Below are 24,477 nucleotides of genomic sequence, written 5' to 3' on the forward strand. Positions count from 1 at the left end.
CGCGCCCGCTCACGCCCCATCGGCGGCGGCCGGTATCGGCTCAACCCTCGGGCGCTCTGTCACGGTCGTGCGTCGGTGTGTTCCGGACGATATGGTCGGGGTATGTCCGGGCAGCGCGGCGGCGGCTCGTTCGGGAACTACCACCTCGAACGGTTGCTGGGGCGTGGCGGTATGGGCGAGGTGTGGTTGGCGCGCGACCGCGGCGGTGCCAACGTCGCACTGAAGGTGTTGTCCACGACGTATTCGGCGGATCCGGCCTATCAGCGTCGCTTCGAGCGAGAGGCACGGCTGGGAGTGCAGTTGCGCAATCCGCACATCGTGCCCATTCGCAACTTCGGTGCGGTCGAGGGGCACCTGTTCCTGGAGATGGCCTATATCGAGGGCGTCGATCTGGCCACGCGGCTGCGGTCGGGCGCGCTCGCACCGGACCGGGCTGTAGAGGTCATCGCCCAGGCCGCTGAGGCACTGGATGCCGCGCACGCTGCCGGGCTCGTTCATCGGGATGTGAAGCCGGCCAACATTCTCGAGCACACCAGCGGTTTCGTCTATTTGATCGACTTCGGCATCGCCCGGGGCGCCGATGGCACCGCGATCACCGGCACCGGCCAGGTCGTCGGCACGTTGCAGTACATGGCGCCGGAACGGTTCGACGGCACGCTCGACGCCCGCTCCGATATCTATTCGCTGGCCTGCGTGCTCTACGAAACCCTCACCGGACGCCTGCCCTACGGCGACGGAAATCCGGCACAGCAGATGCGCGCGCACCTGGTCTCCACACCACCGCAGGCCTCGCGTGCCGCCGCTGGCGTCCCCGCCGCACTCGACGCCGTGATCGCCCGCGGCATGGCCAAGGATCCGCGCGACCGCTACGCCACTGCGGGGGAATTCGCCGCCGCGGCACGCGAGGCCCTCGGCCTGCCTGCGCCGGCCCGACCACCCCCACCGGTGCTGCACCAGGCCGCGTCGAATACGCGCCCCGCGACTCTCGTCATGACCGCTGTGGGCCCGACAGCGACCGAGAAAGTGGCGACCGAGAAACGCGAGTCCCCGCCATTCCCGCCCGCGCCACAGCCCGATCATCGGCGAAGCCCTTCGAGGTGGATTGCCTTCGCCGCCGGGGCAGCCGCCGTCGTCGTGGTGGCACTGTGGCTGCTGGCCGGCGGCATCGACATCGGGTCCGCCCCGGGTCCGAACACGACGACCCCCGAAGCCGCCGCTCCGGCGACGACCGCTCCGCTGCCCTCTCCGGCCGAGGCACCGCCCCTCGACACAGCAGGCACCGTGCGAGACGGAAATTTCGCGTTCACCGTGACCGACACGGTTTCCGGCGTGCCCATCAGCGGCTCGGCTGCCGCGGGCGGTTCGTACACCATCGTGACGTTGACGGTCACCAATGTGTCCGATCACCAGCAGGCTTTCACCGTCGCTGATCAGCGCCTGGTCACCGCCAGTGGCCGCTCGGTCGCACCCGAGGTCGCCGCGACCGCCGAACTCAACCCTTCCGGCACCGACCCGATCGCGCTCGATCCCGGCCGCACCGCCACGATCCGGCTGGCCTTCGACCTTCCGGGCAAAGACAAAAAGAACGACAAGAAGAACGACAAGAAACAGGACGCTCCGAGCCACCTGGAGCTGCACGGCGGCCCGACGACCTCGGGCGTGATCGTGCCCATCCGCTAGCCGCCCAGGAAGCGCTGGGTGGCGTCGTAGACGTCGCGTTGGTAGGCACGATCGCGGGAGCGGGCCGAGGACAGCTCGACACGTCCGGTGTCCACGGCGCGGACCGCACGGATATAGCTGCCGCTGGGGTGTGCGGCGGGGCGGGTGGCCGTGGCGACCACCGTGCGCGCGGGCCGCTCGGGGGAGGACATCAACGGTGCGCCGACGAGGCCGATCAGGTGCAGCGGACCGCCCGCACTGCGCTGGAATCCGGTGCGCACGGCCCCCGGATCCACCGCGTACACCGCGATCCGGTCACGCCACCGTTCGGCCAGCGCGTAGGTGTAGGCGAGGTTGGCGAGTTTGCTCGACGCGTACGCGCGCATCTGCGTCCACTCTCCCCGAAGCGCCCAGTCCTGGATCGGGCGGGCCCGCGCTTCCAGGTACGAGGTCATCATGATCACCCGCGCTGGTGAATTCCCCTGTTCACCAATCGGTTTCAGGAGCGATTCGAGGCCGCGAGTAAGTCCGGCGACCGCCAGGTGATTGACGGCAACGGTCCGTTCGACGCCGTCCACGGTGAGGCCGTGCCGATCGAACGCGGCGCCCGCGTTGTTGACCAGGACGCTGAGGCCGTCCGGCGCGGCGCGGTGCACCTGATCGACCAGTCGCCGCACCCCCGAACGTGTTTCGAGGTCGGCATCGACGGGAATCAGGCCGCCCGGCACGTCGCCCATGCGCGCTGCCGCGTCTTGCGCACGCTCCGCGCTGCGCCCGTGCACCAGGACGGTCCAGCCGAGCCGCGCCAGCGTGCGACCAACCGAAAATCCGATACCGCCGGTCGCTCCGGTCACCAGTGCGGTCGAAGCCGAGGGGACCCTCAATGGATTCGTTGTGTCCATTGCTCTTATTCTCGGAGCACAGAATGGAATGACAATACCAAAATCGAGTCCGGAGAAGTCCGATGCCCGCGTCCCCCGACACCCTGACCGCCAAAGGACTACGTAGCCGCGCCAGGATCGTCGACGCCGCCACGCGCCTGATGCTCGCGAACGGTGCGCACGACACCACGATGGAGGCGATCCAGCACGAGGCGGGCGTCAGCGCATCGCAGCTCTATCACTACTTCGACAACAAACGGGACCTGCTCGCGGCGGTCATCCAAGCGAGCACCGAGGTCGTGATCGCCAACAAGTGGCTGCTCGATATGCGCTCGCTACACGATCTGCGCGCGTGGCGGGATGCGGTGGTCGCCGCGGCGCGCGCGACCGGCTGTCGCACCGGGTGTCCGCTGGCCTCCTTCGCCGAGGACATCCCCGATACCGACCCGGAACTCCTCGAACTGGTGGCCGCCGGATTACGCCGCCTCACCGCCGCCGTCGCCGACGGCCTCACCGCCATGCGCGATGCGGGAGAACTGCGCCCGGACGCCGATATCGACCGCCTGGCGCTCGTCGTCGTCACCGCCTACGAGGGTGGCATGCTCGTCTCCCGGGCCCAGCGCGAACCCGCTCCGCTGGAGGCGGCGCTCGACGCCGCCGTCGCCTGTGTCGAGACACAGGCCGTTCGCACGGATCGGTGACGTCGAACGGATCGCGGCCCCAACGACAGCCCACACCGACCCCACGACCACCTACTTCGCAAGACGACCTAGGCCGTCAGTCGTGTCATCCGCGGCAGGCAACGCCGCCTGACCGCACCTCACCACAGGTGCAGGAAGCTCCGGACGTCGTCATAGCCGTCGAGGGCCCGACCGTCCACGTCCGACGGGTCGGCCTCGGCACGCGCCGTCAGTGACTTCACCAGTGCAAGGGGCTTCCTCGCTGAGATGCCCGAAACGCCGAGCGGTGTGTCCGAGGCACAGGCCGGCCAGGCCGAGCAACGGACTACCCGGCACAGCCCGTGTCCCGACCTGCACGCACCAGTGCTCGACGAACTCCACATCGTTACGTCGCCGAAATCGAGTAGCGCACTACTCAAGTCAAACGTGTTCCGTCGCGCGTAGCTTCGCCATCGGCGAGGACCGGCAGGGCAGGAGGGGCCGATGGACAGCTTCTATACCGTCATCCGTGGCGACACATTGTTCGGCATCGCGCAGCGGTTCTACGGCGACGGCAACAAGTTTCCGATCATTGCCCGAGCGAACGGCATCGCCGATCCCGGCCGGATCTTCCCGGGGCAGGTGCTGCGGATTCCGGACCTCACGCCGCCGGATCCTGGGCCGGGTCCCGACCCGCAAGAACCGCCCGACCCGGTCGAGTTCCGGTTGCTGCGGCCGGCGGACCTGTTGAACGTGCAGTGCGTCGCGATCGGGTGCCGGGTCGTCGCCGACGGGGCCGCTCCCACGGAGCCGTTGGCGCGGCACACTGTCGTCCACGGCGACAACCTCTGGAATCTGGCCGTCCACTACTACGGCGACGGCCGGTTGTATCGGCTGATCGCGGAGGCCAACCATATCCCGAACCCGAGCCTCCTCCGCCCTGGCCAGGTCCTGATCATTCCGCGGCGGCCAGGCCCGCCACCGCCTCCTCCGCCGGTGACGCACGTCGTAGTCGCAGGGGACACGCTGTGGGATCTGGCTCAGCGCTTCTACGAAAACCCGTTCCGGTATCGCGAGATCGCCGCCGCCAACCACATCGCCAACCCGTCGTTGATCTTCCCCGGCCAGGTCCTTGTCATCCCCGGCATCGGCGGCCCCCCGCCGCCGCCAACGGTTACCCGTCTGGTCGCCGTTACCGACAACGCACATCTGATCGTCACCTTCGGCCCGCAGAACATCTATGAAGAGGCAACGCTCGACGATCCGCTGCACCAGCCACCCAATACCCCTGATGTTGCTCGGGCACGCGCCGCCACCGATTCGCGCGTGGTGTTCGAACTCCACAAGAAGACAGAGATTCCGTTCACCGTGTCCGGGGTGTTGAAGGCGTTGAGCACGCTCGGTCTGCGGGTGCCGCCGCTGGCGGTGCCCCGACTGGAGGCCAACCAACAGCGACCACCCGAGGCGCTGGTGCCGCCCGCGGCACCCAAAGACGACCAGACGGCGATCGAGGCGCCGTATCGGCTGATCGTCTCGCCGGACGTGAACGGCGGTTTCACCCACGCGGCCGATGCCGCAACGGCGCCAAGCGATTCCAACCGGGTCGAGCTGTGGCACTCCCGGTTGGGAGTGCGCCGGATTGTCGACGGCAAGTTCGTCGGTGTCGACGAGAACGACGACAAGCTTCGAACGGTCCGTGCCGTGTGGACGCGGGACGACGACGACACCCAGGCCGCCGACCCCGACTACGGCTCGCTGACGCCGGCCGACAGAAGGGCCATTGTCCGGCAGACCGCGAATCCGAAGCCGAACGACGGCCAGACGGTCATCGAGCCCGAACCACTCACGGTCGAGAAGCTGTTCCTTTCCGCGCTGGGCGCGTGGGTCGACTGGCGGGTGGCGTGGCCGCGGTCGGCCGAGTACACCGGGTTTCACTTGTCGGCGTACCGCCATCTGGCGCCGATGGGCCGCGACAGCTACGTCCGCGTCGAAACACCGATCTACCTCTTCCCGTTCGGACACCGCGGCACGCTGGTCAAGCTCACCGAGCGCAGGATCAAGGCGGCCGACGGTGATCAGGTGGCGCACCTGTTCAAGCGTTATTTCATTGTGCTGCGCGAGCACACGAGGAGTTACGAGAACGAGCGACTGAACCGGCTGCCGTTCAAGAGGGTATCGATCGACCCGCTGGTGTCTCCGGACATCAACCAACCGCCCGACCCGGCGACGACGTCTTTCGTGCCCGAAGTGGGGGCCGACCAGTATCTGTGGAAGATCACCGCCGTCGACTGGGCGGACCGCGTGATCACCATGGCGACAGCGCTTGTGGCCGTGCCGGAGGGTGCCCCAGGGGGCGCGCTGACAACGTGGAATGACGAAATCGCCAAACACAAGTCGATTGACGTGGGCGGTGTCGAGGTCGCTTTCGCCAAGGCGAAGACCCCCGGCGACACCACGGCTCGGCTACAGTTCCTCGACCTCACCGGCGACCCCTTCCCGCTCACCAGCACGCCGTGGATGGTGAAGGCGCACATCACGATTCCCGCTCTGGCGACCGTGAATCGGGGCGGTGGTCCTGTGGCCGTCAAGTACGAGGACGCGTACACGGCCGCCGGCTTCGAGAACGACGATCCGGCGCAGATCTTCTTGGTCCTCGACCAGGAGAACAAGCTGAACTTCTCCGGTGGCAGCGACCGCGGCGGCGGATTCGTCGAGCCGAACGTGGCGATCAACGCGATCTCGCGTACACAGGGTGCGGTCGGTGACAAGGGCGCACCCAACGGCATCAAGGACAACAAATTCAATCCCGGCGCCTTCCTGGGCCAAGCGCTGCCGAAGTTGTTCGGTCTGTTCGACCTGAAAGACATCCTGCTCGAGGGCCGTCCGCTCAGCGAGGCCCCGAAGCTCATCGCAGACCAACTCGACTTCATCGGCTCCGTCGGCGCCGATTACGCAAACCTGGTCGCCGGGCTCCAGAAGGCGCGCGCGACGCTGGACGTCGACATCGCGGCGGCCACCACCGCAGGCGCCGAACAGCGGCTGCAGGCCCTGCGCAACCAGACGCAGCTCGCCATCGACAAGCTGGCCGCCAAACCCGTTCAACCGTTGGTCGATTCGCTGATCAAGATCGCCAAGGGCGAAGCGAACTCCGCCGGAAACCTGCCGTCTGAGCTTCAGCAAGCGTTGGGTGAGGTGAAGGCACTGACGGCCAACCAGTTCCTGCCTGCCTATCTGCGCGCGCTGATCGAGCGGCCGTACAAGGCGTTGGACAGCGCGTTGACACTCGCGCAGGGCAACAAATTGATCGAGGCGCTGAAGAATCCGCTGGAGGGGTCGACGGTCCGGTACGAGTGGACGCCGACGATCAAGGGTTGGGGACCGGCGCCGGGCGACGACAACCGCGTGTTCATTCCCGCAAGGCCGGACCAGGCCCTGACGATCGCCGTCGAGGTCCGCGTCCCGAAGGAGGGTGACCCGCAGTCCGACGTCAGTGCGCAGCTGCGAAACTTCCGCCTGCAGCTGCTTCCCGGCGCACCGCTGATGTCGATGACGTTCAGCCGCATCGGTTTCCGTGTCGCCACCGGGGGCAAACCCGAGGTCGACGTTCAGTTCGACAAGCTGGAGTTCCTCGGAGCGCTTGGCTTCATCGAGAAACTGCGCCGACTCATCCCGTTCGACGGCTTCGCCGACCCGCCGTACGTCGACATCTCCCCGGCGGGCGCCACCGCGGGGTTCGAGCTCGCGCTGCCCAGCGTCGCGGTTGGTGTGTTCACGCTGGAAAACATCGCGCTGTCGGCTGACTGCCGGGTGCCGTTCCTCGGCGAGGCCGTCACCGTTGGCTTCGGCTTCTGCAGCAAGGAATCCCCGTTCCGGCTGACGGTCATGGCGATCGGAGGCGGCGGATGGGTCGCTATCCGCTTGGCGCCCAAGGGCTTGGTGATGCTCGAGATGGGGCTGGAGGCCGGCGCGTCGCTGAGCGTCGACCTCGGCGTGGCCTCGGGTTCGGTGTCTGTGATGATCGGCGTGTTTTTGCGGCTCGAAGGCGAAAAGGGCCAGCTGACCGGATACTTCCGCATCCGCGGTGAGGTCGAGGTGCTCGGCATCGCGTCGGCGTCGATCACCCTCGAGCTGTCACTGACGTATGACTTTGCCTCGGGCAAGCTCGTCGGCCGGGCCAGCCTTCGGGTCGAGATCGAGATCGCGTTCTTTTCCGCGTCCGTCGAAATCACCTGCGAACGAAAACTGGCCGGCTCCAAGGGAGATCCGACGCTGACCATGATCATGCCGCCGACCGAGGGTGGTCTAGCGATGTGGGATCAGTACTTCTCATCCTTTGCGATCGGAGCGTAGGTTATGGCAACCACCCGGGTGATGACGACCGTCCTGCCGTACTCGGTCGACCCGAACGACCCATTCCACATTTCGCTGTACTTCACTCATCGGCTGGAGGGCGGCGGCACGCTCGCCGACTACGCCGTGATGGTCAACTGGGTGAAGTCGTTGCGTGAGGCGACGTTCCGGCTGCACACGGATTCGAGCCCGTCGGCCATCAGTTGCACGCCGCTGCTGAATCCGGATCCCGATCCACGCATCGTGCCGCCCAGTGAATCCGCGTGGGCAACAGCGTTTCCCGCGAGCACCAAGGTCCGCGATTTCCCGAAGCCGGTCGTGACCGAGACCCCATGGCGTTCGTACCCGGCGAACAGAATGCGCGACCACGCCCTCGACGCGCACTACACGTCGGCATGCTCGTGCCCGGTCAACCGTCCCAGCGTCGCCGGCAATCGATTGGCCGAAGCGACACTCGACGTGTTCAGAGAAGCCAGGCCCGGCAACGGTCTGATCGACGCGTTGAGCCGCTATCCGGAGGCCGTCGCCGGCCACCGGAACGACCTGACCGTCGGCCAGGACAACGCCTCCCGTGCGGCGATCGATCCGCCCCGTCCGACACCGGCGATCTTCGACCCCGACGCCGGTCCCGATCTTCACGTTTTCGATGTCGTGACGCCGCAACCCTGGCGTTCCCCCATCGAACTTCTGCTCGCCGATCGAACGCTCGATGCAGACATCACCGCGTTCCTGGACCGCCTGCTAGCCGAACCGCAACTGATCAACAGTCCCATGAAGCGAATGCTGGCCGACGTGCACGCCGCGCAGAAATACTACAACCGGCCGGAAGAGGCCAAGGAGTACAAGGACAAGCCCGTCGCAGGCCAGCCAGAACCGCCGCGCACACCGCACGACACCCCGGATTTCCACGAACGGGCGTCGTCGACGGCCAACGTTCCCACCCTCGCCCGCAAGCTGGGCTTCGTCGTCGACGTGCGGGTGCAGGATCTGGATGCCCTGCGCAACGCCACCCTGATCCGGTGCGATGTGATCGTCGACGGTGCCGAGGAGTACCTGTCGCCCGAAACGCATTGCATGACAGTGGGTTCACGCTTCCTGGCCAAGCCGGCCAGCGACCGGTGGCGCGTCGGGCGTCTCGGGCTGGGTGACCCAGAGCGGTATCGGGTGATGGATCTGGATCCCGATGCGGCCGGGCTGTCCCTCGAGCAACTGCTGCGCGACGTGGTGCGGGCGCTGGCGACCGAGGCCAACGGGGATCCGGCAACATTCGCCCCGGCAGCACTGCGGGCGACGGGATTCTGCCTCGCCGAGCTGAGTCGGCCCGACGACCTTCGGGTCCGGCTGCAACAGGCCCAAGATCTCGACCCGGTCGTGGAGGTGCCCGGCACCGCGCAGACGCGGCATCAATTCCACTTCGAGGGGCTGCATCGCGGCAACCGCGTCGAGGTGTGGGACGACGTCACCACGATGTGGCATAGCCTGCACGAGCGGCGAGTGCGCGCGTCGTTCGACGACAAGTCCATCCTCGACGGCGTCCGCGACGTCGGCTACCTGCAGAACCCGCCGATGAATCGGGTGCCCGGCAACGCCAACAACCCGTACTACATCCACGAGGTGCTCGCAGGGTGGGATGGCTGGAGCCTCTCGGCGCCGCGGCCGGGGAAGATGATCATCCACCGCAACGGCAGGGAAGAGGTCACCGCGAAGCCGGAGGACGTCACCGACCAATCCGGCCAGCCACCCGGCATCGAGGTGCGGTCGACCGCCGAGACGAAATCGCTTCCGGCGCTGCGCTATGGGCGGAAGTATTCGTTCCGCATCTCGGGAGTCGACCTGGCGGGCAACAGCGTTCCCATGGATCCTCTCTCCACCGGTGAGCCGGCGGACGGGATGGTTGCGGCCGCGTCTGCCCATCTCGACGTGCTGCGCGCCGATGCCAGGCAACGGGAAGAGGCCGGCGTGTTCGTAACGCTGCGTACCGATCTCGCGCAGACTCGGGCGCCGCATCCCGAAGGCGTGCCCGGCGAGATCGAACGCGCGACGGCGTCGGCGGTCGAGCACGCGTTGTCGGGGCGGATGAACCCGCAGTTGGACATCGAACCCGAGAAGCTGGCCGGGCTCTTCAGCGACTCGGGTGATCCGGACACGGTGAGCACACCGCGACCGTTCTTCCGGTGGGACCCGATCCCGGCGCCGACGCTGGTTCCGCGGGTCGCGTACACGCCGGGTGAATCGTTGCAGCGCATGGTCATCCGCACCGGGCTGGTCGGCAGTCCCGGCCTGTGTCAGCGTCACGTGGTGCCGCCGAAGGGCAGCCAGATGGAGGCCGAACTCGACGGACGCTTCGACGCGTTGATGCGGGCCGGGAATCACACCCGCGCATATGCCGTCGCGCTCAAGGAGCGAGGCAACCTCTTCAATACCCGGATTCAGGACCTGAACTCCCCCACCGGAACCATCACGCAGCCGGGGATGGCGCTGCTGGCCACTCCGGGCGCGACCGATCTGGTGACGCTCGACGACCTTCAGGTTCCGAATGGACCGAAGAGCCAGCCGGCCGAAGGCCAGTACGTCGTGCACGACGTCGACAATCTCGTGCTGCCCTATCTGCCGGACCCGATGGCCGACGGTGTGGCGCTGGTGTTCTATGAGTCCGGCGCGGACCACCGCATGGCCAATCTCCGTGTGCTGCAGTCGGTCGTCATCCAGTACTCCGGCCAGTGGCCGGAGCTGCAACCTCTGCGTCTGGTGCTGCACAACGCTCCGCGGCTGGACGCCAAGCAGGACGGCAACGTGATCAACGTCGGCCTACCCCCGGGTGAGCAGGTGGCGGTGGCGTTCTCCACGACACTGGATGCCGAGCACCTGGAGAAGATGGCGCTGTGGAAGCTACATCCGGTGCAGGATCCGAATGTACCTGAGGCGGACCGGAAAACGCTCGAACACGCCGCCCGGGACGGCTGGTTGTGGTGGCTGACCCCCGACGAGAAGCTTCGCCTGGTGCACGCCACCGCGCGGCCGGCGCGGCCGCCGGTGATCACGCGCCTGGTCGCAGAACCGCGCTCGGCGAACATCCCGACCGCCAATCTCGACGGTGTGATCGACGTTCACGGGGCCAGCACCGAGAAGGTCGAACTGCGTGCCCGGTGGGACGATCTGATCGACGATCCGGCCAGCGAGCAGCCCAAGGTCTCCACGTCGAAGGAGATCGTCGTCGACCATCGGATCGAGGAGCACGAGCGGTACTCGATGCTCACTTTGCAGCCGGATGCCGAAAACGTGGGGAAGCGGCGCAGCGAGGTCAACATACGGACCGCCATCCACAAGCTGCCGGACACCAAGGCACGCACGGTCAATTATCGGTTGTTCGGCACGTCGCGCTATCGGGAGTTCTTCCTGCCCAACGAACTTCCGGCGGCCGACGACGAAGCATCGGGCGGCAACGAGGTCGCGGTGAACATCCCAAGTAGCGCACGGCCCAGTCTTCCGGTGGTGCATTCGGTGATCCCGATGTTCATGTGGGAGCAGACGACCGAGCCCGAGCATCCGTTCGCGATCCGGCGGATCCGTCGCAGCGGAGTCCGCATTTGGCTCGAGCGCGGGTGGTATTCGAGCGGCGACGGTGAGCTGTTGGCCGTGCTCACCACCGGTGAGCCGGGACTCACGCCGGACGAGAAGGTCAGCCTGTGGGCGCGAGATCCGATCATCGCCGGACCCAAGATGACGAACACCTATGAGGTACCCGTCCTTCCGGCATGGCAGCAACGTGCCGCACAGCTGGCGTTGACACCGTTGGGCGAGCCGGGCCGGCCCGTGATGCATGTCGTCAGGCAACGCAAGTCGGACAAGTTCGCGGATCGGGACAAGGTCGTCAACGCGTACATGTTCCGGCCGGAGTTCCACGACGGGCGCAAACTGTGGTTCGTCGATGTGATCCTCGATTCGGGGAATGCGGTCTGGCCGTTCCTGCGGCTGTCGATGGCTCGGTATCAACCCAATTCGATTGTCGGGATGGAGTTCTCGGAGATCGTTGCGACGGACTTCGTGCAGCTTGCGCCCGAGCGGATCGCGACGCTGAGCCGGCCGGAGTCCGACGAAGTCCGAGTCACGGTCACGGGTGTGACCGCCGTGACGGCCGAGCCGGGCGCCGAGAAGCCGGTGAAGCCCACCGACACCGCGTCGCTGCGGACAGGGCTGACGAAGTCGCGGCGAGTGACGGCGACCCTGCAGGCGCGAGCCGCGGGCGCCAAGTCCGACCTCGATTGGACCGACGTCCGTTCCGTGGACTGCGAATTGGCCGGTGTCGACGCGACGTCGTTCAAGACTTCTTGGACAGGCGTGCTGAAACTGGAGCCCGCCGAGCAGCTGCTCACCCCGGGCACCTCGGACGACCTGCGTGTGCTGGTCGAGGAGTTCGAGAAGCTGGCCGCCGACCCGAAGCCCGGTGAGCAGACGCTGTCTACCACCGAGCGGCTGGTCTATGCGGATCACATCGCACTGTAAGGAGAAAGCCGTGGCAGAACCATTTCCCACACCGTTCGAGACATTGCTTGCCGACGACCCGGTGATGACGGTGTCGTTGCAAACCGCGATCGAAAAGGCACTTGTAGAATTCCCCAGCCTCGAGCGGCCGTTCCGAACCGCGATCTCGTTGGTTGCAGTGGATGAAACGACGTCGCCGACGAGCTTCCAGCACGGCGGGGTGGCGTTCGGGCGCACCTTCTTCTCCGCCAGCCTGCTCAAGGTCGCCGCGATGTACGCAGCCTTTCAGCTTCGCAAGCAGGTGAACGATTTCTCGGCAGAGCAGTCTCCCGGGACAGCGGCGGAATTGTTCAACGGTGTGAAGGCCAGTTTCGACGACACGATCGCGGATGCAGTACCTCAGGTGAACAGCACGCCGGGTATCACCCGAGACATGAAGGTGCCCAAGTACACCCAGATTTTCACGGCCGGCGATACGGGTGCCGGCCTCGTTGCCGATTTCACGAACACCTTCCGCACCAACATGCGCCGGATGATCGTCAATAGCGACAACGCAGCAGCCGCGGAGTGTGTGAAGGCGCTCGGGTACAGCTGGATCAACGGCACGTTGCAGGCCGGCGGATTCTTCTTCCCACCTGCGCGAGACGGAATCTGGCTGGGCGGCACCTTCACCGGAGCCTTTCCACCGGTGCGGATTCCGTGCGTGAACGACGTCGACACGGCCCAGGGGGCGAGCACCTTCGATGTCGCGAACATGTACGCGCACATCTTGAACGGCACCTTGGTCGATGCGGCCAGCTCCGACGACTTCAGCGCGCACCTGCAGGTGTCCGCGTCGGCCGGCGCGGACCCCTCGTTCATGGACAAGACTCGGCGACCGCAACTGCCCTTCCGCAACTTCTCCGTCACCCACACCAAGATCGGCAGCGGCCCCCTCAAGGACGGAAGGACCGTGCTGTCGGAGGGGACGGTGGTCGAGCACATGGGGACCGACCGCAGGTTCATCGCGGTGTGGCAGAACACCTTCAAGGACGACGATTCCGTGTTCGCCATGGGTTTCATCGTCGAGCGCGCCATCGAATTGTTCCTCGCCGGCCCCTGACCAGCCCGTCGACGGCAATCTCCCGTCAGCCCGGTAAGGCGATTCAGTCTCTGCTTTTCCCACCAGCAACCACGTCTCAGCAAAATACAGTCGCCCCGGGGTGACGAATGCTGTCCCGACGGCCGGACCGTGGTCTACTGCGGTGCGTGGTCTGGCTCGAGGACCTGGCCCGCAATATGGCTGACATCTCCGCCGGTGCGTGGACCGCGCTTGCGGCCTGGCTGTCCGTCATCGCCGCCCTGGTGTATGCGTGGCGTCAGCATCAGCGGGCCGAGCAGCAGACCGACACCAGCATCTCCATGTCGAGCAGCTTGCCGAAGTGTGGTGAATCGTCCTCGGGAAGCACGATTTCGATGAGCAGCACTCGGCCTTCCGGTGCGATCCGGCTGCGAACGTTGCGCAGGATCTGCACTGCTTCGGCGTCGTCGAAACTCTCCACGACGTGCTTGAGGACGTAGGCATCGCCGCCCGCGGGGACGGTGTCGAAGAAGGATCCCGATTCGATGGTGACGCGGTCGGCGACGCCGTGCTCGTTCAGCAGCGCCGGTGCGCCTTCGGTCACCGAGGGTAGATCGAACAGGATTCCGTCGGCTTGCGGCGCCTGGTGCAGGATCGCGGCCGGCAGGCGACCGTGACCACCGCCCACGTCGACGATCGTGCGAAACGCGTGGAAGTCGTACACGGCGAGAATCGCGGGGATCGACATGTTCGTGACGGTGGTCATGGCGTCGTCGAAGATGTCGCCGAGCTCGCGTGTCCACAGAATTGGACACATTCACTGTTCGGGGAGCAGCGTTCCCAGCGGTCCGAGGTCGATGTTCAGATCCTCGGGGGTGAGTCCGAAATGGTCGCGCAGTTCGGCCATGCGCTGCTCGAGCAGCATCAGGGTGGTGCCGATGCGCTCGATCTGCTCCTCGCTGAGGTCGCCGTCGTCCACGCGACGCAACGCCTGGCGCTCCATCAACTGGCGCAACAGTTCCACGAGGGTGAGCACGAGCGTGACGAGTCCGCGTTCGACGGATTCGGGATCGGTGTCGATACGCGGTGAAAGACCGTCGAACTCAGTCATCCGGGGGTGGCTCCAGTGCGCTGTGCGAGGCGGACTCGAGCGGGGACAAGGCGCTGACCGAGGAGATCAGCGCACGCAGCGAGATCTGGACCATGTCGACGTCCGCGATGGAGAGCTTGATGTCGCCGGTGATGACGACGCCGCCCGCCAGCACCCGATCCAGCAGGTCGACGAGCGCGACGCGGCGCTCGCTGTCGGTGCGCGTCATGGCGTCTCCCGTTCCGCGCCGGCGAACGAATACGGCGGCCACGGTCCGGTGAGCTCGAGCCGGATACCCGGAAATTGGTTCCCGAGATCCTCGACCGCCGAGGCGAATTCGTCCGCGCGGTCGTCGTCGACCAGGTAGGTGCCGTTGAGCACCATCCAGTCCCGGCGGCCGTTCAGTACGGGATCCGTCACCGGCTGACGCCGACCCGCCGCCGCCTGCCGGACCAACAGTTCGTGGATTCGATCGGCGCGCTCGGCCGCGTCGCGTTCGACGGTTTCCTGCGCCGACAACTGCGCGCGCCTCCGCAGCAGATAAGCCGTTCCCGCGCCGCCTCTTTCGGTCCGGGCCAGATCGGCCTCGGCCACCGCGGCGGTGAGCGCGGCGCGGTCGCCGTAGGCTTTGACGCCCCACTCGGTCCGTCCGCGAATCAGGTCCAGAGCCGACTCGAATGCCGCGTGGCGTTCGTCGAGCATGCCGCGCACTCGATCGTCGTCCAGGAAGACGACGGCCAATCGCAACGGCACGGCCGTGCCGCGTCGCGCCAGCGCGGAGACGACGGCGTCATGGGCCCGAGCCGTCGCCTCCAGCCATGCCAGATCTTCCAGATTCCGGCGCAGCGGCTCGTCGCCGAAGACCGCCAGCGGCACCGACCCCACGACCGCCGCGAGATCGCCGGATACCACCGTGCGCACCGCCTCCCCGGCCACGCCGGTCAGGTCGCCCACGTCATCCCCGAGGTCCTCGGCGCTGGTCACCGCGTACAGCCACACTCCGGAGCCGTCAGTCACGGTCCCGCTCTTCCTGCGGTTCGCGTGCGCGCTCGATGGGCTTGCGGGTGACATCGCGCTGCTCCAGTTCCGCGATCCGATCGCGCAGCTTTTGGTTCTCGAGTTCGAGATCGTGATCCTGCCGCTCGAGGCTACGGGCCTTGCTGTTGAGCCAGGGATCGGTCTCCCACCAGTCGATGCCCACCGCCTTCGCTGTCTCCAGCGACGCGATCACCAATCGCAGCTTGATCGTGAGGAGCTCGATGTCGAGCAGATTGACCTGAATGTCGCCCGCGATGACCAGCCCTTTGTCGAGGACCCGCTCGAGGATGTCGCCGAGATTCGTCGACCGGTGGCCTGCGCCGTACGGCTCTGGGACCGACGATCCGCTGTTCACGACAGTCATGGCGTACCCCTGACTCCGATGTCGGTGCTGCCGCGGCTGTAACGCCGGGTTCTGCGATACGCCAACAGGTTCCCGTCCAGGTCGAGCTCCACCTCGTAGAGCGCGAGCATGTCCGCCGACGAGGGGATGCGGCGGTCCTCCAGCACCTCGACCTCCACCAGCCAGCCCTCCTCGAGGGGCTCGGCCGAGGTCGCCCCCTCGGCGTCCTTCGAGGTCAGCTCGGCCAGCTGCGCGATCGCTGCCGCGGCGGCCTGTGCGGCCGTCCGGGATCCCGATCGATCCGATCGGCCGCCGCCGTCCTCGGTGTCGTCGTCCGCTTTCCTGGCGCTCACTCGGATCATCCCTTCCCGTCAGGTGGTGCCGTGCCGCCGCTCGGGCGCATCATCCGGTCGAGGACGGCCTGCTGGGCCTGCGCGTGCTCTTCCTCGGACAGCTGCCCGGCCGCCGCGGCCTCGTCGATCGCCTCGAGCTCACGCCGGATGGTCGCCGGATCGTGCAGCTGTCGTTCGACTTCGTCCTGGATGATCTGACCGACCCAGATCACGCCGCGGACCGGGGCGAGCGGCAACGTCAAGATCGACGACAGCAAACCCACGGGTCAGCCCTCCGGTGCGCGCTTCATCACGAAGTCGTAGGCTGCCATCGGGCCGAGCAAAGATAGGTCGACGCGGTCGTCCCATTCGTCGGCGAGCCCGGCCAACACATCCTCGAGGTCGCCCTGCTTGGACAGCTCGATGAGGGCCGCCACGTGTACGGCGTCCTGCTCATGGGTCGGCGTCCGCTCGTTGACGAGGGGTTCCAGCGGTTCGAGCGCATCGAGCACCCGACGGGTGTCCTGGGCGCGTTTCGACTCGATGCCCTGGTTGATGATCTCGCCGAGTGCCATCCGGGCGTCCCGGGTGGCGTCCGCCGACTTGTCTCGGATTTCGTCGCGTAACCGAGCCGCTTCGGGGGTTTCGCCAAGCAGTTCCCGCAGGATCGTCTTTTCGACGTAGCGACCCTTGATCACGAACTGCGCGCGGCCCTCCAATTCCTCCAGCGCTGTGCGGAACTCGTCGTGATTGGCTTCCAGCAGCTCCTTCTCCACCGCCTCCGCGTCGGACATGACGGCGCCGAACCGCAGCGGCAGTACCGGCGTCACCGCGGCCGAGCCGTCCAGCAGCTCCGCGTGCGCGGTCATGTCGGCAGGGGTGCCGAGCGGGCGGTCGGTCGAGATCTCGCTGACCAACGCGGCGATCTCCCCGTGTCGCACCACGCTGACGCCGTGGTCGCCGACACCGGAGGCATGCTCTTCGGGCTCCACGTCCGAGGGCACGATGCCGTAGACGTACACCGCGGTACGCCCAGCGCTTTCTTTTCCTCGCGCTTCGGTCGCTTGTTCGGTGGACATCAATCCTCCTTGCGTCTCGACGACCGGCTCTGCTTCTGGCGCCTCGCCTCGACGTCGTCCATGAAGTTCAGGACTTTCTCGCCCGCGGCCTCGAGTGCGCCCTGGGTCTTGTGCTTGGCTCCGCCGCTGGCGACCTCCCCGACCAGGTCAGGCAGTCCCTTCGGCTCGGTGTCGGAGATTTCCAGTCGATTGACGGCCTCGGCGAATCGCAGATAAGTGTCGACGCTGGCCACCACGACTCTGGCGTCGATGGTCACCAGTTCGATACCGACCAGCGACACGCGCACGAACGCGTCGATGACCAGTCCCTTGTCCAGAATGGTGTCGATGACGTCGGCCAAGCCCGAAGCGTTCGGGCGGGTGGCCACGCCACCGCCACCGGCAGGTTCGATAGTCATGCCTCTTGCCTCCTCTGCGCGGTCGATCGGCGTGCCGGTGTGGCGCGCCTGCTCGCCAACGTGGTGCGACGACTCGTCGACGCGGTCCGACGGCGCGCCGCGGTCCGACGGGCAGGGCGCTCGTCTTCCTCGGTCTCCTCGTCTTCGTCGAATTCGTCGCGTTCCTCGTCTTCGTCGCGCACTTCGTCTTCGTCTTCGTCGCGTTCTTCGTCTTCGTCGGTCTCCTCGTCCTCGTCTTCGTCGCGTTCTTCGTCTCCGGCGGCTTCGTCGCGTTCTTCGTCCTCGGTCTCTTCCTGCTCCTCGCGACGAGCGGTCTCGTCGTCCTTGACCACTTTCTTGTCGCGGATCTCGCCGTGCCAGCCCATGATGTCGTCTTGGTGCAGCACGCTCTCGGTCATGACGTGACGCTGAAAATGCTTGAGCTCGAGTCGAACCCGGCGGCCTGCCGCCCGCCACAGGTTGGCGGTCTTTTCGAAGAGCCCAGCCGGGTGGTACTCGAGTACCACCATGATCCGCGTCAGATCGGGGGTGAGTTCGTGGAAGGTCACCGCGCCGTCGATGTAGCCCTTGTGGCCCTTCGAACGCCACACGATCCGCTCGAACGGCACCTGCTCGATGATGGTGGAATTCCAGGTCCGCTTGGACCAGAACACCTTGCCGGACCATTCGAGCTTCTCGTCGGAGACCTGCTCGACTTGCTGGACCTTTTTCATGAACTTCGGGAAGTCCGCGAACTGGGTCCACTGGTCGTAGGCGAGCTCGATCGGCACACCGACATCGATGTGCTCGACGATATTGGTCAACTTGAGCTTCTTGCCGCCGCTGCCCTTACCTTTGCCTCCGGTCAAGGATTCCTTGACGTCCTGGAACTTCTCCGTGGCGGTGTGCTTGAGCTTGTCCATGCCCGCGCTCATCGCCGCGCCCATCGGTGATTTGCCTTCGGCGAGCTTCTCGACGCCGGTCAACGCCGACAACAGGCTGCCACCGCCGCCTTCAGCCACCTGGGTGAGGCGATCGGCCGTCCCGGCTACCCGGCCGGCAACCCTCATGAGAGCGCGTTCGGCAATGGTTTCCGTGAGATTCCGTAACGAGTCCTGCAACTGCCCCTGCGGTGTGGCAGGCGCGGCCGCCTTCTTGGCTCGGCCTGCGGCTCCGGTCGCGGTCTTGCCGACCGTGCGGGTGACGTCTCCTAGAGCTTTCGCGGCCATCACCATCACCTCCTCGTGCGTCGTACCGGCGCGCTGTCCGCGGTACCGGCACGGGCGCGACGCTGTCGGGCACCCGTCGGCTTACGCTCCCCGGAGCCGGACTTCTTGACCGGTGTCCGGGAGCTGGATGCCGCCGCTCGACGGCGGGTGGACGGCCGCGCGCGGGTCGACGACGACCTCTTGGCCTTCTCGGGCTCGGTGTCGTCCTCGTCCTCCCGGTCCTCGTCCGCGGATTCGTAGTCCTCTTCGGCATAGTCCTCCGCGCCTTCGGGGCGCTCGTCCTCGTCCACCTCAGAGATCTCGCCCTGCTCCTGGAGGCGAGCGTTCAAGGCATCGATACGGTTGCTCGCGGCGGTGACCGCCGCGGCCCGCGCCGCATCCATCAGCTCGCCGCGAATCGTGTCGGTGATCTTGGTCAGTTCAGTCGACGACCCGAGCACCGAGGCACCGCGTTGCAGCAGCGCCTGCGGGCCCCCCGCCTGCCTGCTCAATCCCGCGCCCACCAACATCAGCGCAAATCGCATTTTGTGCGTGCGTCCCAGCAAGTATCCGATCCCCACCCCCGCCGCCATCCTCACTCCACACTTCATTGGTCACTCCTGGTTTGCCATCTACTCCGTCTCTCATCGAGCGCGCGAAATAGAGTCGAGTTATAGCCTCGCGTATACAAAAGTGGGTCAGATCACACAACGGCCCCAAACTTGCACGCTACGCCCTATACGAGTGGGGTGTAACCGCGTTCTTGCTGGGAAAACCTGAAATGACCCGATGTGAGGCCCTGAATGTCATTCGCCGCGTCGCAACAGGCGGCGAGGTCGATGCTGCCGCAGCCCTGCTGCGAGCCGCGCGATAGCCAGATGGTTTCTCGCGCAACCTCTCGCGCTACGGTCCGGCAGGCGGACCGAGTGTCCGCCCGGAGTGAATCTCGTTTCCCGAGAGCGATCTTCGACTGCACCGCCGCCGGGAACGAACCGGGCGCAGTCGCGTCGGCGGCGGAAAGCGCTGCGGGTCAGCGGAACTCGTCATCCGCGCCGTGGGGGCTCGGCGACTGTCTATCGCCGGTTCATGGCACCAGCACGAGACGGCCGCGCAGCTTCCCCTCGGTCAGTCGGTGGTGAGCCTTCACCGCGTGGGCCAGCGGGAAGGTCTCGGCCACGCGGATCGTCAATCGACGATTCTCCGCCAGCACGGCGATCCGGGCGAGCGCCGCCCCGTCGGCGGCGACCCACTGCTCGCGGACGGTGATGCCGCGCAGGGGAGTGGGCGCGGCGCCTGCGACCACCGAGACGAAGGTGCCGCGGTTCCGTACTGCCCCGAGAACAGGCAGACCGAGCACGGCCGCGTCCACCGCGGCGTCCACACCGCCGGGGACGAGTCGCCGCACGGCGTCGGCGAGATCGTCGGTGCGCGGGACGACCCACTCGGCACCCGCCGCGCGGAGGAATTCCTCGTCGGATGCGTCCGCGTTCGCGACGACCCGCCACCCGCGGTGCGCGGCCAGTTCGACGGCGAAGCCGCCCACCGCGCCCGCCGCGCCGGTGACGAGCACGGTGCCGCCCGGCGGCATGTCGAGCAGATCCAAGGCTTGCGAAGCGGTGAGTGCGTTCAACGGCAGGGTCGCCGCTTCAACTGCCGACAGCCCGTGCGGCGCGGGTGCGAGCGCGGCCGCGTCGAGCACCAGGTAGTCGGCATAGGCGCCGATCGAGAGGTCGAGCCTGTCGCGCAGGCCGATGACCCGATCGCCGACGGCGAACTCGGTGACACCTTCGCCGACGCCGTCGACTCGACCGGCGACATCCCAGCCGATGCCGATGACTGGCCGCGGCGACACGAGCCCGGCATCGATGAGCATTCCGGTCCGTGTCGCGACGTCGACCGGGTTGACCGCGGCGGCCTCGACGCGCACCAGCACCTGACCCGCGCCCGGCACCGGAATCGGGACCTCGGTCACCGTCAACGCTTCCGGTCCGCCGGGCGTCCGCACCACCACGGCGCGCATCGTGGCTTCTTTGTCGTTCTGCAAGCTCGTCATGACGGCGATCGTATGGAGAGTTACTCTCTGATGGGAAGAACGCACTTCGAAGTGCGGTAGGCACGCGAAGGAGAGTTGTGCGGACACGGGACGAGGCGCGCGCCGCCTACGACGCCTATCTCGCGGGGTGTCCCGCACGGCAACTGCTGGATCGGATCAGCGACAAGTGGGTGAGTCTGCTCGTCAACGCGCTGGCGGAGGGCCCGCAACGCTACAGCGACCTGTCGCGCACGCTGGTGAGCGTCAGTCAGAAGATGCTCACCCAGACGCTGCGCAATCTGGAGCGCGATGGTCTGCTCACCCGCACCATCACCCCTTCGGTGCCGGTGCGCGTCGATTACCCGTTGACCCCGCTCGGGGAGAGTCTGGTGCCGCTGATGCGGGAGATCAAAGCATGGGCGGAGGAGCACATGGACGCGGTGACGACGGCGCGCGCGGCATACGACACCGCGACAGCCCGGGATAGCGGCGGTCTCGTGAAAAGCCGCGCGGGTACACCGGCCGTGACCGCGACGAATTCCGGCGGCGCGCTGCGGTTTCGGGTCGGCCGAGACGCTGCGGGAAGCCTTCGTGCAGCGGTTTCGTGCACTATCGCGCGCCCGCGTGCGGAGGGACTGGGCGGCCGTCATCGATTCGAGGTGCGGCGGCGGCGAGTTGGCGTCCGGCGCAGCATATTTCGGTTTCCCGCCACGCGCCGCGACAGCTCCGTTCGTGAATCACGGTTTGATCACGAGCCGTGCTGGGTAATACCGAAATATGACCCCACGGAACGACCGAGCCGGCCGAATCATCGGCATGGAGCGCGGTACGGCCGTGCTGTGCGCTCTTATCGCCACGGCTCTGGCCTGCGGCGTAGCACTATTGACGGGCTCGCTGACCTGGGCATTCGCGGCGAGTGCCGCGGTATGCGCGGGAATGGCGATCAGTTTGCCGACGATTTCTCGAAAACCGCCACCGCCGCGCACAATTCGTGATATATGACCGAGATCCGACGCATTCCCTTCATCAATTCGCACAACACTGCATGACATCCCGGCCGATACGTCCGGCCGCGAACGGAAAATGATCTTCCGAAACCGACGGCGCTACGGTCGTGAGCCGACCGGCTCACCGAACCAGCGCCGCACGGCGGCACGAAGCGCATCCAGTTCCGCGGCGGTCGGTTTCGCCGACGAGGACGCCCAGGCGATGTAGCTGTCGGGTCGGAGCAGCACTGCCGTCACATCGGTGGATTCCGTTCCACCGGTGACGATTTCGATGCGGTCGTCGGCACGGACTTCGGCGAGCGCTTTCGCGGCGGAAGCGTCGACCGTCAGGTCGAGCAGCAGCGGGCGGGCGGATCTGACCAGCTCGGCGAGGCGCACTGTTCCGGCGGCGGTGCGCACATCCATGTCGGGGGCGAACCTGCCGACCAGCGGGTGCGCATCGGGGGCGCCCATGTCGTAGTGGACGTCCGCGCCCGCGATGAGATCCGCGAGGCGTCGCACGGTGTTCCGGTCGCGCAGGAGTTCGGTGAACAGGTCGCGCAGCCCGCCGACGTCGGGGCCGGGAGCGATGAGCGCCGATTGCGCCCGCGCGTTCATCACCATGCGGTGGGCGGCGTGCCCGCGCTCGGTCTCGTAGCTGTCCAGCAGTCCGGGCGGCGCGTGGCCGACGATCTCGGCGGCGAGTTTCCAGCCGAGGTTGACCGCGTCCTGGAGGCCTAGATTGAGGCCGGGACCGCCGCCCGATGCGTAGACGTGGGCGGCGTCGCCGATCAGGAATACCCTGCCGTGCCCGAATCGCTCCGCGACCAGGGTGTTTCCGCCGAACAACCGGCGCAGCACATGCGGGCCTGCGCCTTCCGGTGCGGCCAGCGGCACATCGGCGCCGAGTACGCGGCCGATACTGGCTCGCATTTCGTCGAGGGTCATCGGCGCGTCGGTGCGCGGCTGGTCCCATTCCGTGGTGCTCACCAGCGGTGGATGACCGGGCAGTGGCGCGTAGGAGAATCCGCCGCGCTCGGTGCGGTGCGGCGCGAAAGGCCGGACGGTGCCGTAGCCGGGCACGCGGAGTGCGCCAGTGTCGGGGTCGACCGACGTCGCCGGGAGTGTGACGTGAGCCGATCGCGTCGTGGTCCGATCGTAGGTGACACCGGGAAACTCGATGCCGGACAGCTTGCGCGTGACGCTGTGCGCGCCGTCCGCGCCGACGAGGTAGCGGGCTCGCAGCCGATAGGTTCCGTCCGGGCTAGCGACGTCGACGTCGACCTCGTCGTCTTGTCGCACACCGAGAACTTCGTGACCCCAGCGGATTTCGGCTCCAAGCTCGGCGGCTCGCTCGGCCAGTACTGCTACCAGGCGACGCTGCGGCACGGGCAGGGCGTAGATCGGGCTGTCGTCGAGCAGGGTCAGGTCCAGATCCATGGCCGCGAACATGAAGTACGCGGAGTTCGGCTGCGGCGGAACGGAACCGCCGCCCAGGCGCTCGAAAAGGCCGCGGCGGTCGACCATGCGCACGACCTGGCCGAGCAGCCCGTTCGCTTTCGGCTCGACGCTCGGCTCCGGCAGGCGCTCGAGCACGATCGGCCGGATGCCGGCCAGACTCAGTTCGCACGCCAGCATCAGCCCGGCCGGGCCGCCGCCGACGATGACGACATCGGTGTTCATCGGATCTACTCCTCGGCTGAGAACGGATCGTTCGAAAGCGTTACGGGACAGGGAGTCCGGCGCGGATTCGGTCGAAAACCTCACGCAGCGCCCGCGCGAGCGGAATCGGTTCGTCGGCGCGCAAACAATGCTCCACGGCCACGGCAGTGCCCGCGCCGATCACCGCGGCGACCAGTTGCGGGTACACGTCCCGCGCCGGGTCGGTGCCGGTGCGCTCCGCGACCGCCGCCGCCAGCGCGTTCTGCGCGACCGCGTTGGCCTTGACCACCTCACCGTGCAATGCGGGCTCGGCCAGCATCAGCCGCAACGCGTCACGCCACCGTCGGTCGTCCTCGGCCTCGGCGCCGGAACGCTTGCCCGCCGCGTATTGAGCCTGCACCGCGTCGGCGATCGAATCCCACAGCGGCTCGTCACGCGGTCGCGTCCGAAGCTCGTCGGCGATGCGCAGCGCTCGCTCGACGTGGCTGGCGGCGATCGCTTCTGCCTTGTTGGCGAAGTAGTTGCGAAAAGTGCGCACGGAGACATTCGCTTCCGCCGCAATGGCTTCCACGGTCACGCTGTCCCAGCCGCGCTCGATCGACAGCCGAATCGCCGCGCGGCTCAACGCGAGTCGCGTCTCCCGCTTCTTGCGCTCCCGGAGACCGGGAGCTTCCTCCACCGCCATGTCAGCAACCGTAGCAATAGTTGCCGATTGTGCAAGTTTGCGCTTTGGGTAGATTTGTTGCCGCAAGAGTGCGGAACCGTCTGGGCCGTCGAGACAACTCGCACCTTGGCTGATTGGATCGACGCGTGACAATCGAGGGTTTTCAGTTGATCGCGCAGCGGCCGATGCTCGAGGCGATGCCCGCGTGGGCGCCGCACTTTCCCCAGTTCGACCTCGTGTTCGGATACTCCGACCTGGGGCACGCGTTCCTGGTGAACAGCCAGTCCGGGGAGTGTGCGGTGCTGCATCCGTACCGCGCCGCCGCGAAGGGGTACGGCGCGTTCGCCGATCCCGCCGATTTCGCCGACCAGGTCCTGCGCGAGCCGGGGTTCGCCACGTTCGTGCTGCGCACCGATCACGTCGCCCGGATTCGCGACCGGCTCGGGCCGCTCGATCCGGAGCAGGTGTACATCGCCACGCCATACCCGTTCCTCGGCGGCAGCGAGGAGCCCGAGTCCTACGACACGGGCGAACTGTGGACGTTCCTGGAACTCGTCGCGCAAGCGCAGCAACTT

Annotated in this window: 21 protein-coding genes and 1 pseudogene; 7 read left to right on the forward strand and 15 right to left on the reverse strand. The window is 66.9% G+C overall.

Annotated features, from left to right (window positions below):
• Nucleotides 1-102 precede the first annotated feature (102 nt).
• Nucleotides 103-1,680, forward strand: a complete 1,578-nt coding sequence (locus AC3EO7_RS26565) for a serine/threonine-protein kinase (protein ID WP_435592693.1) — start codon at nucleotides 103-105, stop codon at nucleotides 1,678-1,680.
• Here AC3EO7_RS26565 and AC3EO7_RS26570 read toward each other — a convergent pair.
• The gene (locus AC3EO7_RS26570) at nucleotides 1,677-2,561 is read right to left on the reverse strand and encodes an SDR family NAD(P)-dependent oxidoreductase (RefSeq protein WP_435592694.1); all 885 of its coding nucleotides are present in this window, start codon (nucleotides 2,559-2,561) and stop codon (nucleotides 1,677-1,679) included. The two genes, AC3EO7_RS26565 and AC3EO7_RS26570, sit on opposite strands and share 4 nt — an antisense overlap.
• Nucleotides 2,562-2,623: 62 nt before the next feature.
• On the opposite strand from AC3EO7_RS26570, the gene AC3EO7_RS26575 reads away from it, so the two are divergent.
• From AC3EO7_RS26575 to AC3EO7_RS26590, 4 genes are all read left to right on the forward strand, one after another.
• Nucleotides 2,624-3,241, forward strand: coding sequence for a TetR/AcrR family transcriptional regulator (locus AC3EO7_RS26575; protein ID WP_431965992.1), 618 nt, complete (start codon nucleotides 2,624-2,626; stop codon nucleotides 3,239-3,241).
• 462 nt (nucleotides 3,242-3,703) lie between these two features.
• Nucleotides 3,704-7,549, forward strand: coding sequence for a LysM peptidoglycan-binding domain-containing protein (locus AC3EO7_RS26580; RefSeq protein ID WP_435592695.1), 3,846 nt, complete (start codon nucleotides 3,704-3,706; stop codon nucleotides 7,547-7,549).
• Between the two features lie 3 nt (nucleotides 7,550-7,552).
• Nucleotides 7,553-12,052 carry a hypothetical protein gene (locus tag AC3EO7_RS26585; protein WP_435592696.1) on the forward strand — a complete coding sequence of 1,500 codons (4,500 nt, stop codon included), beginning with the start codon at nucleotides 7,553-7,555 and terminating at the stop codon, nucleotides 12,050-12,052.
• A 10-nt stretch (nucleotides 12,053-12,062) separates the two neighbouring features.
• On the forward strand, nucleotides 12,063-13,133 hold the full coding sequence (locus AC3EO7_RS26590) for a serine hydrolase (RefSeq protein ID WP_431965986.1): 1,071 nt from the start codon (nucleotides 12,063-12,065) through the stop codon (nucleotides 13,131-13,133).
• Between the two features lie 262 nt (nucleotides 13,134-13,395).
• Here AC3EO7_RS26590 and AC3EO7_RS26595 read toward each other — a convergent pair whose 3' ends face one another.
• From AC3EO7_RS26595 to AC3EO7_RS26650, 12 genes are all read right to left on the reverse strand, one after another.
• A complete protein-coding gene (locus AC3EO7_RS26595) occupies nucleotides 13,396-13,908 on the reverse strand; it encodes a methyltransferase (RefSeq protein WP_431965984.1) in 513 nt (170 codons plus the stop codon).
• Nucleotides 13,909-14,202, reverse strand: coding sequence for a gas vesicle protein K (locus AC3EO7_RS26600; protein WP_435592697.1), 294 nt, complete (start codon nucleotides 14,200-14,202; stop codon nucleotides 13,909-13,911).
• A complete protein-coding gene (locus AC3EO7_RS26605; protein WP_431965980.1) occupies nucleotides 14,195-14,410 on the reverse strand; it encodes a gas vesicle protein in 216 nt (71 codons plus the stop codon). The genes AC3EO7_RS26600 and AC3EO7_RS26605 overlap by 8 nt, the downstream gene beginning before the upstream one ends.
• Entirely contained in the window at nucleotides 14,407-15,198 is a 792-nt protein-coding gene (locus tag AC3EO7_RS26610; protein WP_431965978.1) for a GvpL/GvpF family gas vesicle protein, read from the reverse strand. Before AC3EO7_RS26610 ends, AC3EO7_RS26605 begins: the two co-directional genes overlap by 4 nt.
• Nucleotides 15,191-15,583: a gas vesicle protein gene (locus AC3EO7_RS26615; RefSeq protein ID WP_431965976.1), complete on the reverse strand. Its 393-nt coding sequence runs from the start codon at nucleotides 15,581-15,583 to the stop codon at nucleotides 15,191-15,193. Before AC3EO7_RS26615 ends, AC3EO7_RS26610 begins: the two co-directional genes overlap by 8 nt.
• Nucleotides 15,580-15,915: a gas vesicle protein GvpO gene (gvpO, locus tag AC3EO7_RS26620; protein ID WP_431965974.1), complete on the reverse strand. Its 336-nt coding sequence runs from the start codon at nucleotides 15,913-15,915 to the stop codon at nucleotides 15,580-15,582. The genes AC3EO7_RS26615 and gvpO overlap by 4 nt, the downstream gene beginning before the upstream one ends.
• 5 nt (nucleotides 15,916-15,920) lie before the next feature.
• Entirely contained in the window at nucleotides 15,921-16,178 is a 258-nt protein-coding gene (locus tag AC3EO7_RS26625) for a gas vesicle protein GvpG (protein WP_431965972.1), read from the reverse strand.
• A gap of 3 nt (nucleotides 16,179-16,181) precedes the next feature.
• Nucleotides 16,182-16,973: a GvpL/GvpF family gas vesicle protein gene (locus AC3EO7_RS26630; RefSeq protein WP_431965970.1), complete on the reverse strand. Its 792-nt coding sequence runs from the start codon at nucleotides 16,971-16,973 to the stop codon at nucleotides 16,182-16,184.
• Nucleotides 16,973-17,371 carry a gas vesicle protein GvpJ gene (gene gvpJ / locus AC3EO7_RS26635; protein ID WP_431965968.1) on the reverse strand — a complete coding sequence of 133 codons (399 nt, stop codon included), beginning with the start codon at nucleotides 17,369-17,371 and terminating at the stop codon, nucleotides 16,973-16,975. The genes AC3EO7_RS26630 and gvpJ overlap by 1 nt, the downstream gene beginning before the upstream one ends.
• Nucleotides 17,368-18,579, reverse strand: coding sequence for an SRPBCC family protein (locus tag AC3EO7_RS26640; protein WP_435592698.1), 1,212 nt, complete (start codon nucleotides 18,577-18,579; stop codon nucleotides 17,368-17,370). The genes gvpJ and AC3EO7_RS26640 overlap by 4 nt, the downstream gene beginning before the upstream one ends.
• A 5-nt stretch (nucleotides 18,580-18,584) precedes the next feature.
• Complete coding sequence (locus tag AC3EO7_RS26645; protein ID WP_435592699.1) at nucleotides 18,585-19,103, reverse strand: hypothetical protein; 519 nt, start codon at nucleotides 19,101-19,103, stop codon at nucleotides 18,585-18,587.
• A 539-nt stretch (nucleotides 19,104-19,642) separates the two neighbouring features.
• Entirely contained in the window at nucleotides 19,643-20,611 is a 969-nt protein-coding gene (locus AC3EO7_RS26650; protein ID WP_435592700.1) for an NADP-dependent oxidoreductase, read from the reverse strand.
• Nucleotides 20,612-20,688: 77 nt separating this feature from the next.
• Here AC3EO7_RS26650 and AC3EO7_RS26655 point away from each other — a divergent pair.
• Nucleotides 20,689-21,060, forward strand: a pseudogene (locus AC3EO7_RS26655) (winged helix-turn-helix transcriptional regulator); the annotation flags it as partial.
• Between the two features lie 636 nt (nucleotides 21,061-21,696).
• Here AC3EO7_RS26655 and AC3EO7_RS26660 read toward each other — a convergent pair.
• Together AC3EO7_RS26660 and AC3EO7_RS26665 are read right to left on the reverse strand one after the other, a co-directional pair.
• A complete protein-coding gene (locus AC3EO7_RS26660) occupies nucleotides 21,697-23,259 on the reverse strand; it encodes an FAD-dependent monooxygenase (RefSeq protein WP_435592701.1) in 1,563 nt (520 codons plus the stop codon).
• A gap of 40 nt (nucleotides 23,260-23,299) precedes the next feature.
• Complete coding sequence (locus AC3EO7_RS26665; protein WP_435592702.1) at nucleotides 23,300-23,923, reverse strand: TetR/AcrR family transcriptional regulator; 624 nt, start codon at nucleotides 23,921-23,923, stop codon at nucleotides 23,300-23,302.
• Nucleotides 23,924-24,048: 125 nt separating this feature from the next.
• Between AC3EO7_RS26665 and AC3EO7_RS26670 the strand changes: the two genes are divergently transcribed.
• On the forward strand, nucleotides 24,049-24,477 hold a 429-nt coding region (locus AC3EO7_RS26670; protein WP_435592703.1), incomplete at its 3' end, for a T6SS immunity protein Tdi1 domain-containing protein.

The organism is Nocardia sp. bgisy118 (assembly GCF_057708605.1).

Bases quoted from the DNA above. Each gene is read 5' to 3' on its own strand.
- AC3EO7_RS26575 (WP_431965992.1), top strand. From the start codon at position 2,624: ATGCCCGCGTCCCCCGACACCCTGACCGCCAAAGGACTACGTAGCCGC.
- AC3EO7_RS26665 (WP_435592702.1), bottom strand. From the start codon at position 23,923: ATGGCGGTGGAGGAAGCTCCCGGTCTCCGGGAGCGCAAGAAGCGGGAG.
- AC3EO7_RS26580 (WP_435592695.1), top strand. From the start codon at position 3,704: ATGGACAGCTTCTATACCGTCATCCGTGGCGACACATTGTTCGGCATC.
- AC3EO7_RS26650 (WP_435592700.1), bottom strand. From the start codon at position 20,611: ATGACGAGCTTGCAGAACGACAAAGAAGCCACGATGCGCGCCGTGGTG.
- AC3EO7_RS26585 (WP_435592696.1), top strand. From the start codon at position 7,553: ATGGCAACCACCCGGGTGATGACGACCGTCCTGCCGTACTCGGTCGAC.
- AC3EO7_RS26640 (WP_435592698.1), bottom strand. From the start codon at position 18,579: ATGGCCGCGAAAGCTCTAGGAGACGTCACCCGCACGGTCGGCAAGACC.
- AC3EO7_RS26615 (WP_431965976.1), bottom strand. From the start codon at position 15,583: ATGACTGTCGTGAACAGCGGATCGTCGGTCCCAGAGCCGTACGGCGCA.
- AC3EO7_RS26645 (WP_435592699.1), bottom strand. From the start codon at position 19,103: ATGCGATTTGCGCTGATGTTGGTGGGCGCGGGATTGAGCAGGCAGGCG.
- gvpJ (WP_431965968.1), bottom strand. From the start codon at position 17,371: ATGACTATCGAACCTGCCGGTGGCGGTGGCGTGGCCACCCGCCCGAAC.
- AC3EO7_RS26660 (WP_435592701.1), bottom strand. From the start codon at position 23,259: ATGAACACCGATGTCGTCATCGTCGGCGGCGGCCCGGCCGGGCTGATG.
- AC3EO7_RS26570 (WP_435592694.1), bottom strand. From the start codon at position 2,561: ATGGACACAACGAATCCATTGAGGGTCCCCTCGGCTTCGACCGCACTG.
- AC3EO7_RS26605 (WP_431965980.1), bottom strand. From the start codon at position 14,410: ATGACGCGCACCGACAGCGAGCGCCGCGTCGCGCTCGTCGACCTGCTG.
- AC3EO7_RS26630 (WP_431965970.1), bottom strand. From the start codon at position 16,973: ATGTCCACCGAACAAGCGACCGAAGCGCGAGGAAAAGAAAGCGCTGGG.
- AC3EO7_RS26600 (WP_435592697.1), bottom strand. From the start codon at position 14,202: ATGACTGAGTTCGACGGTCTTTCACCGCGTATCGACACCGATCCCGAA.
- AC3EO7_RS26595 (WP_431965984.1), bottom strand. From the start codon at position 13,908: ATGTGTCCAATTCTGTGGACACGCGAGCTCGGCGACATCTTCGACGAC.
- AC3EO7_RS26565 (WP_435592693.1), top strand. From the start codon at position 103: ATGTCCGGGCAGCGCGGCGGCGGCTCGTTCGGGAACTACCACCTCGAA.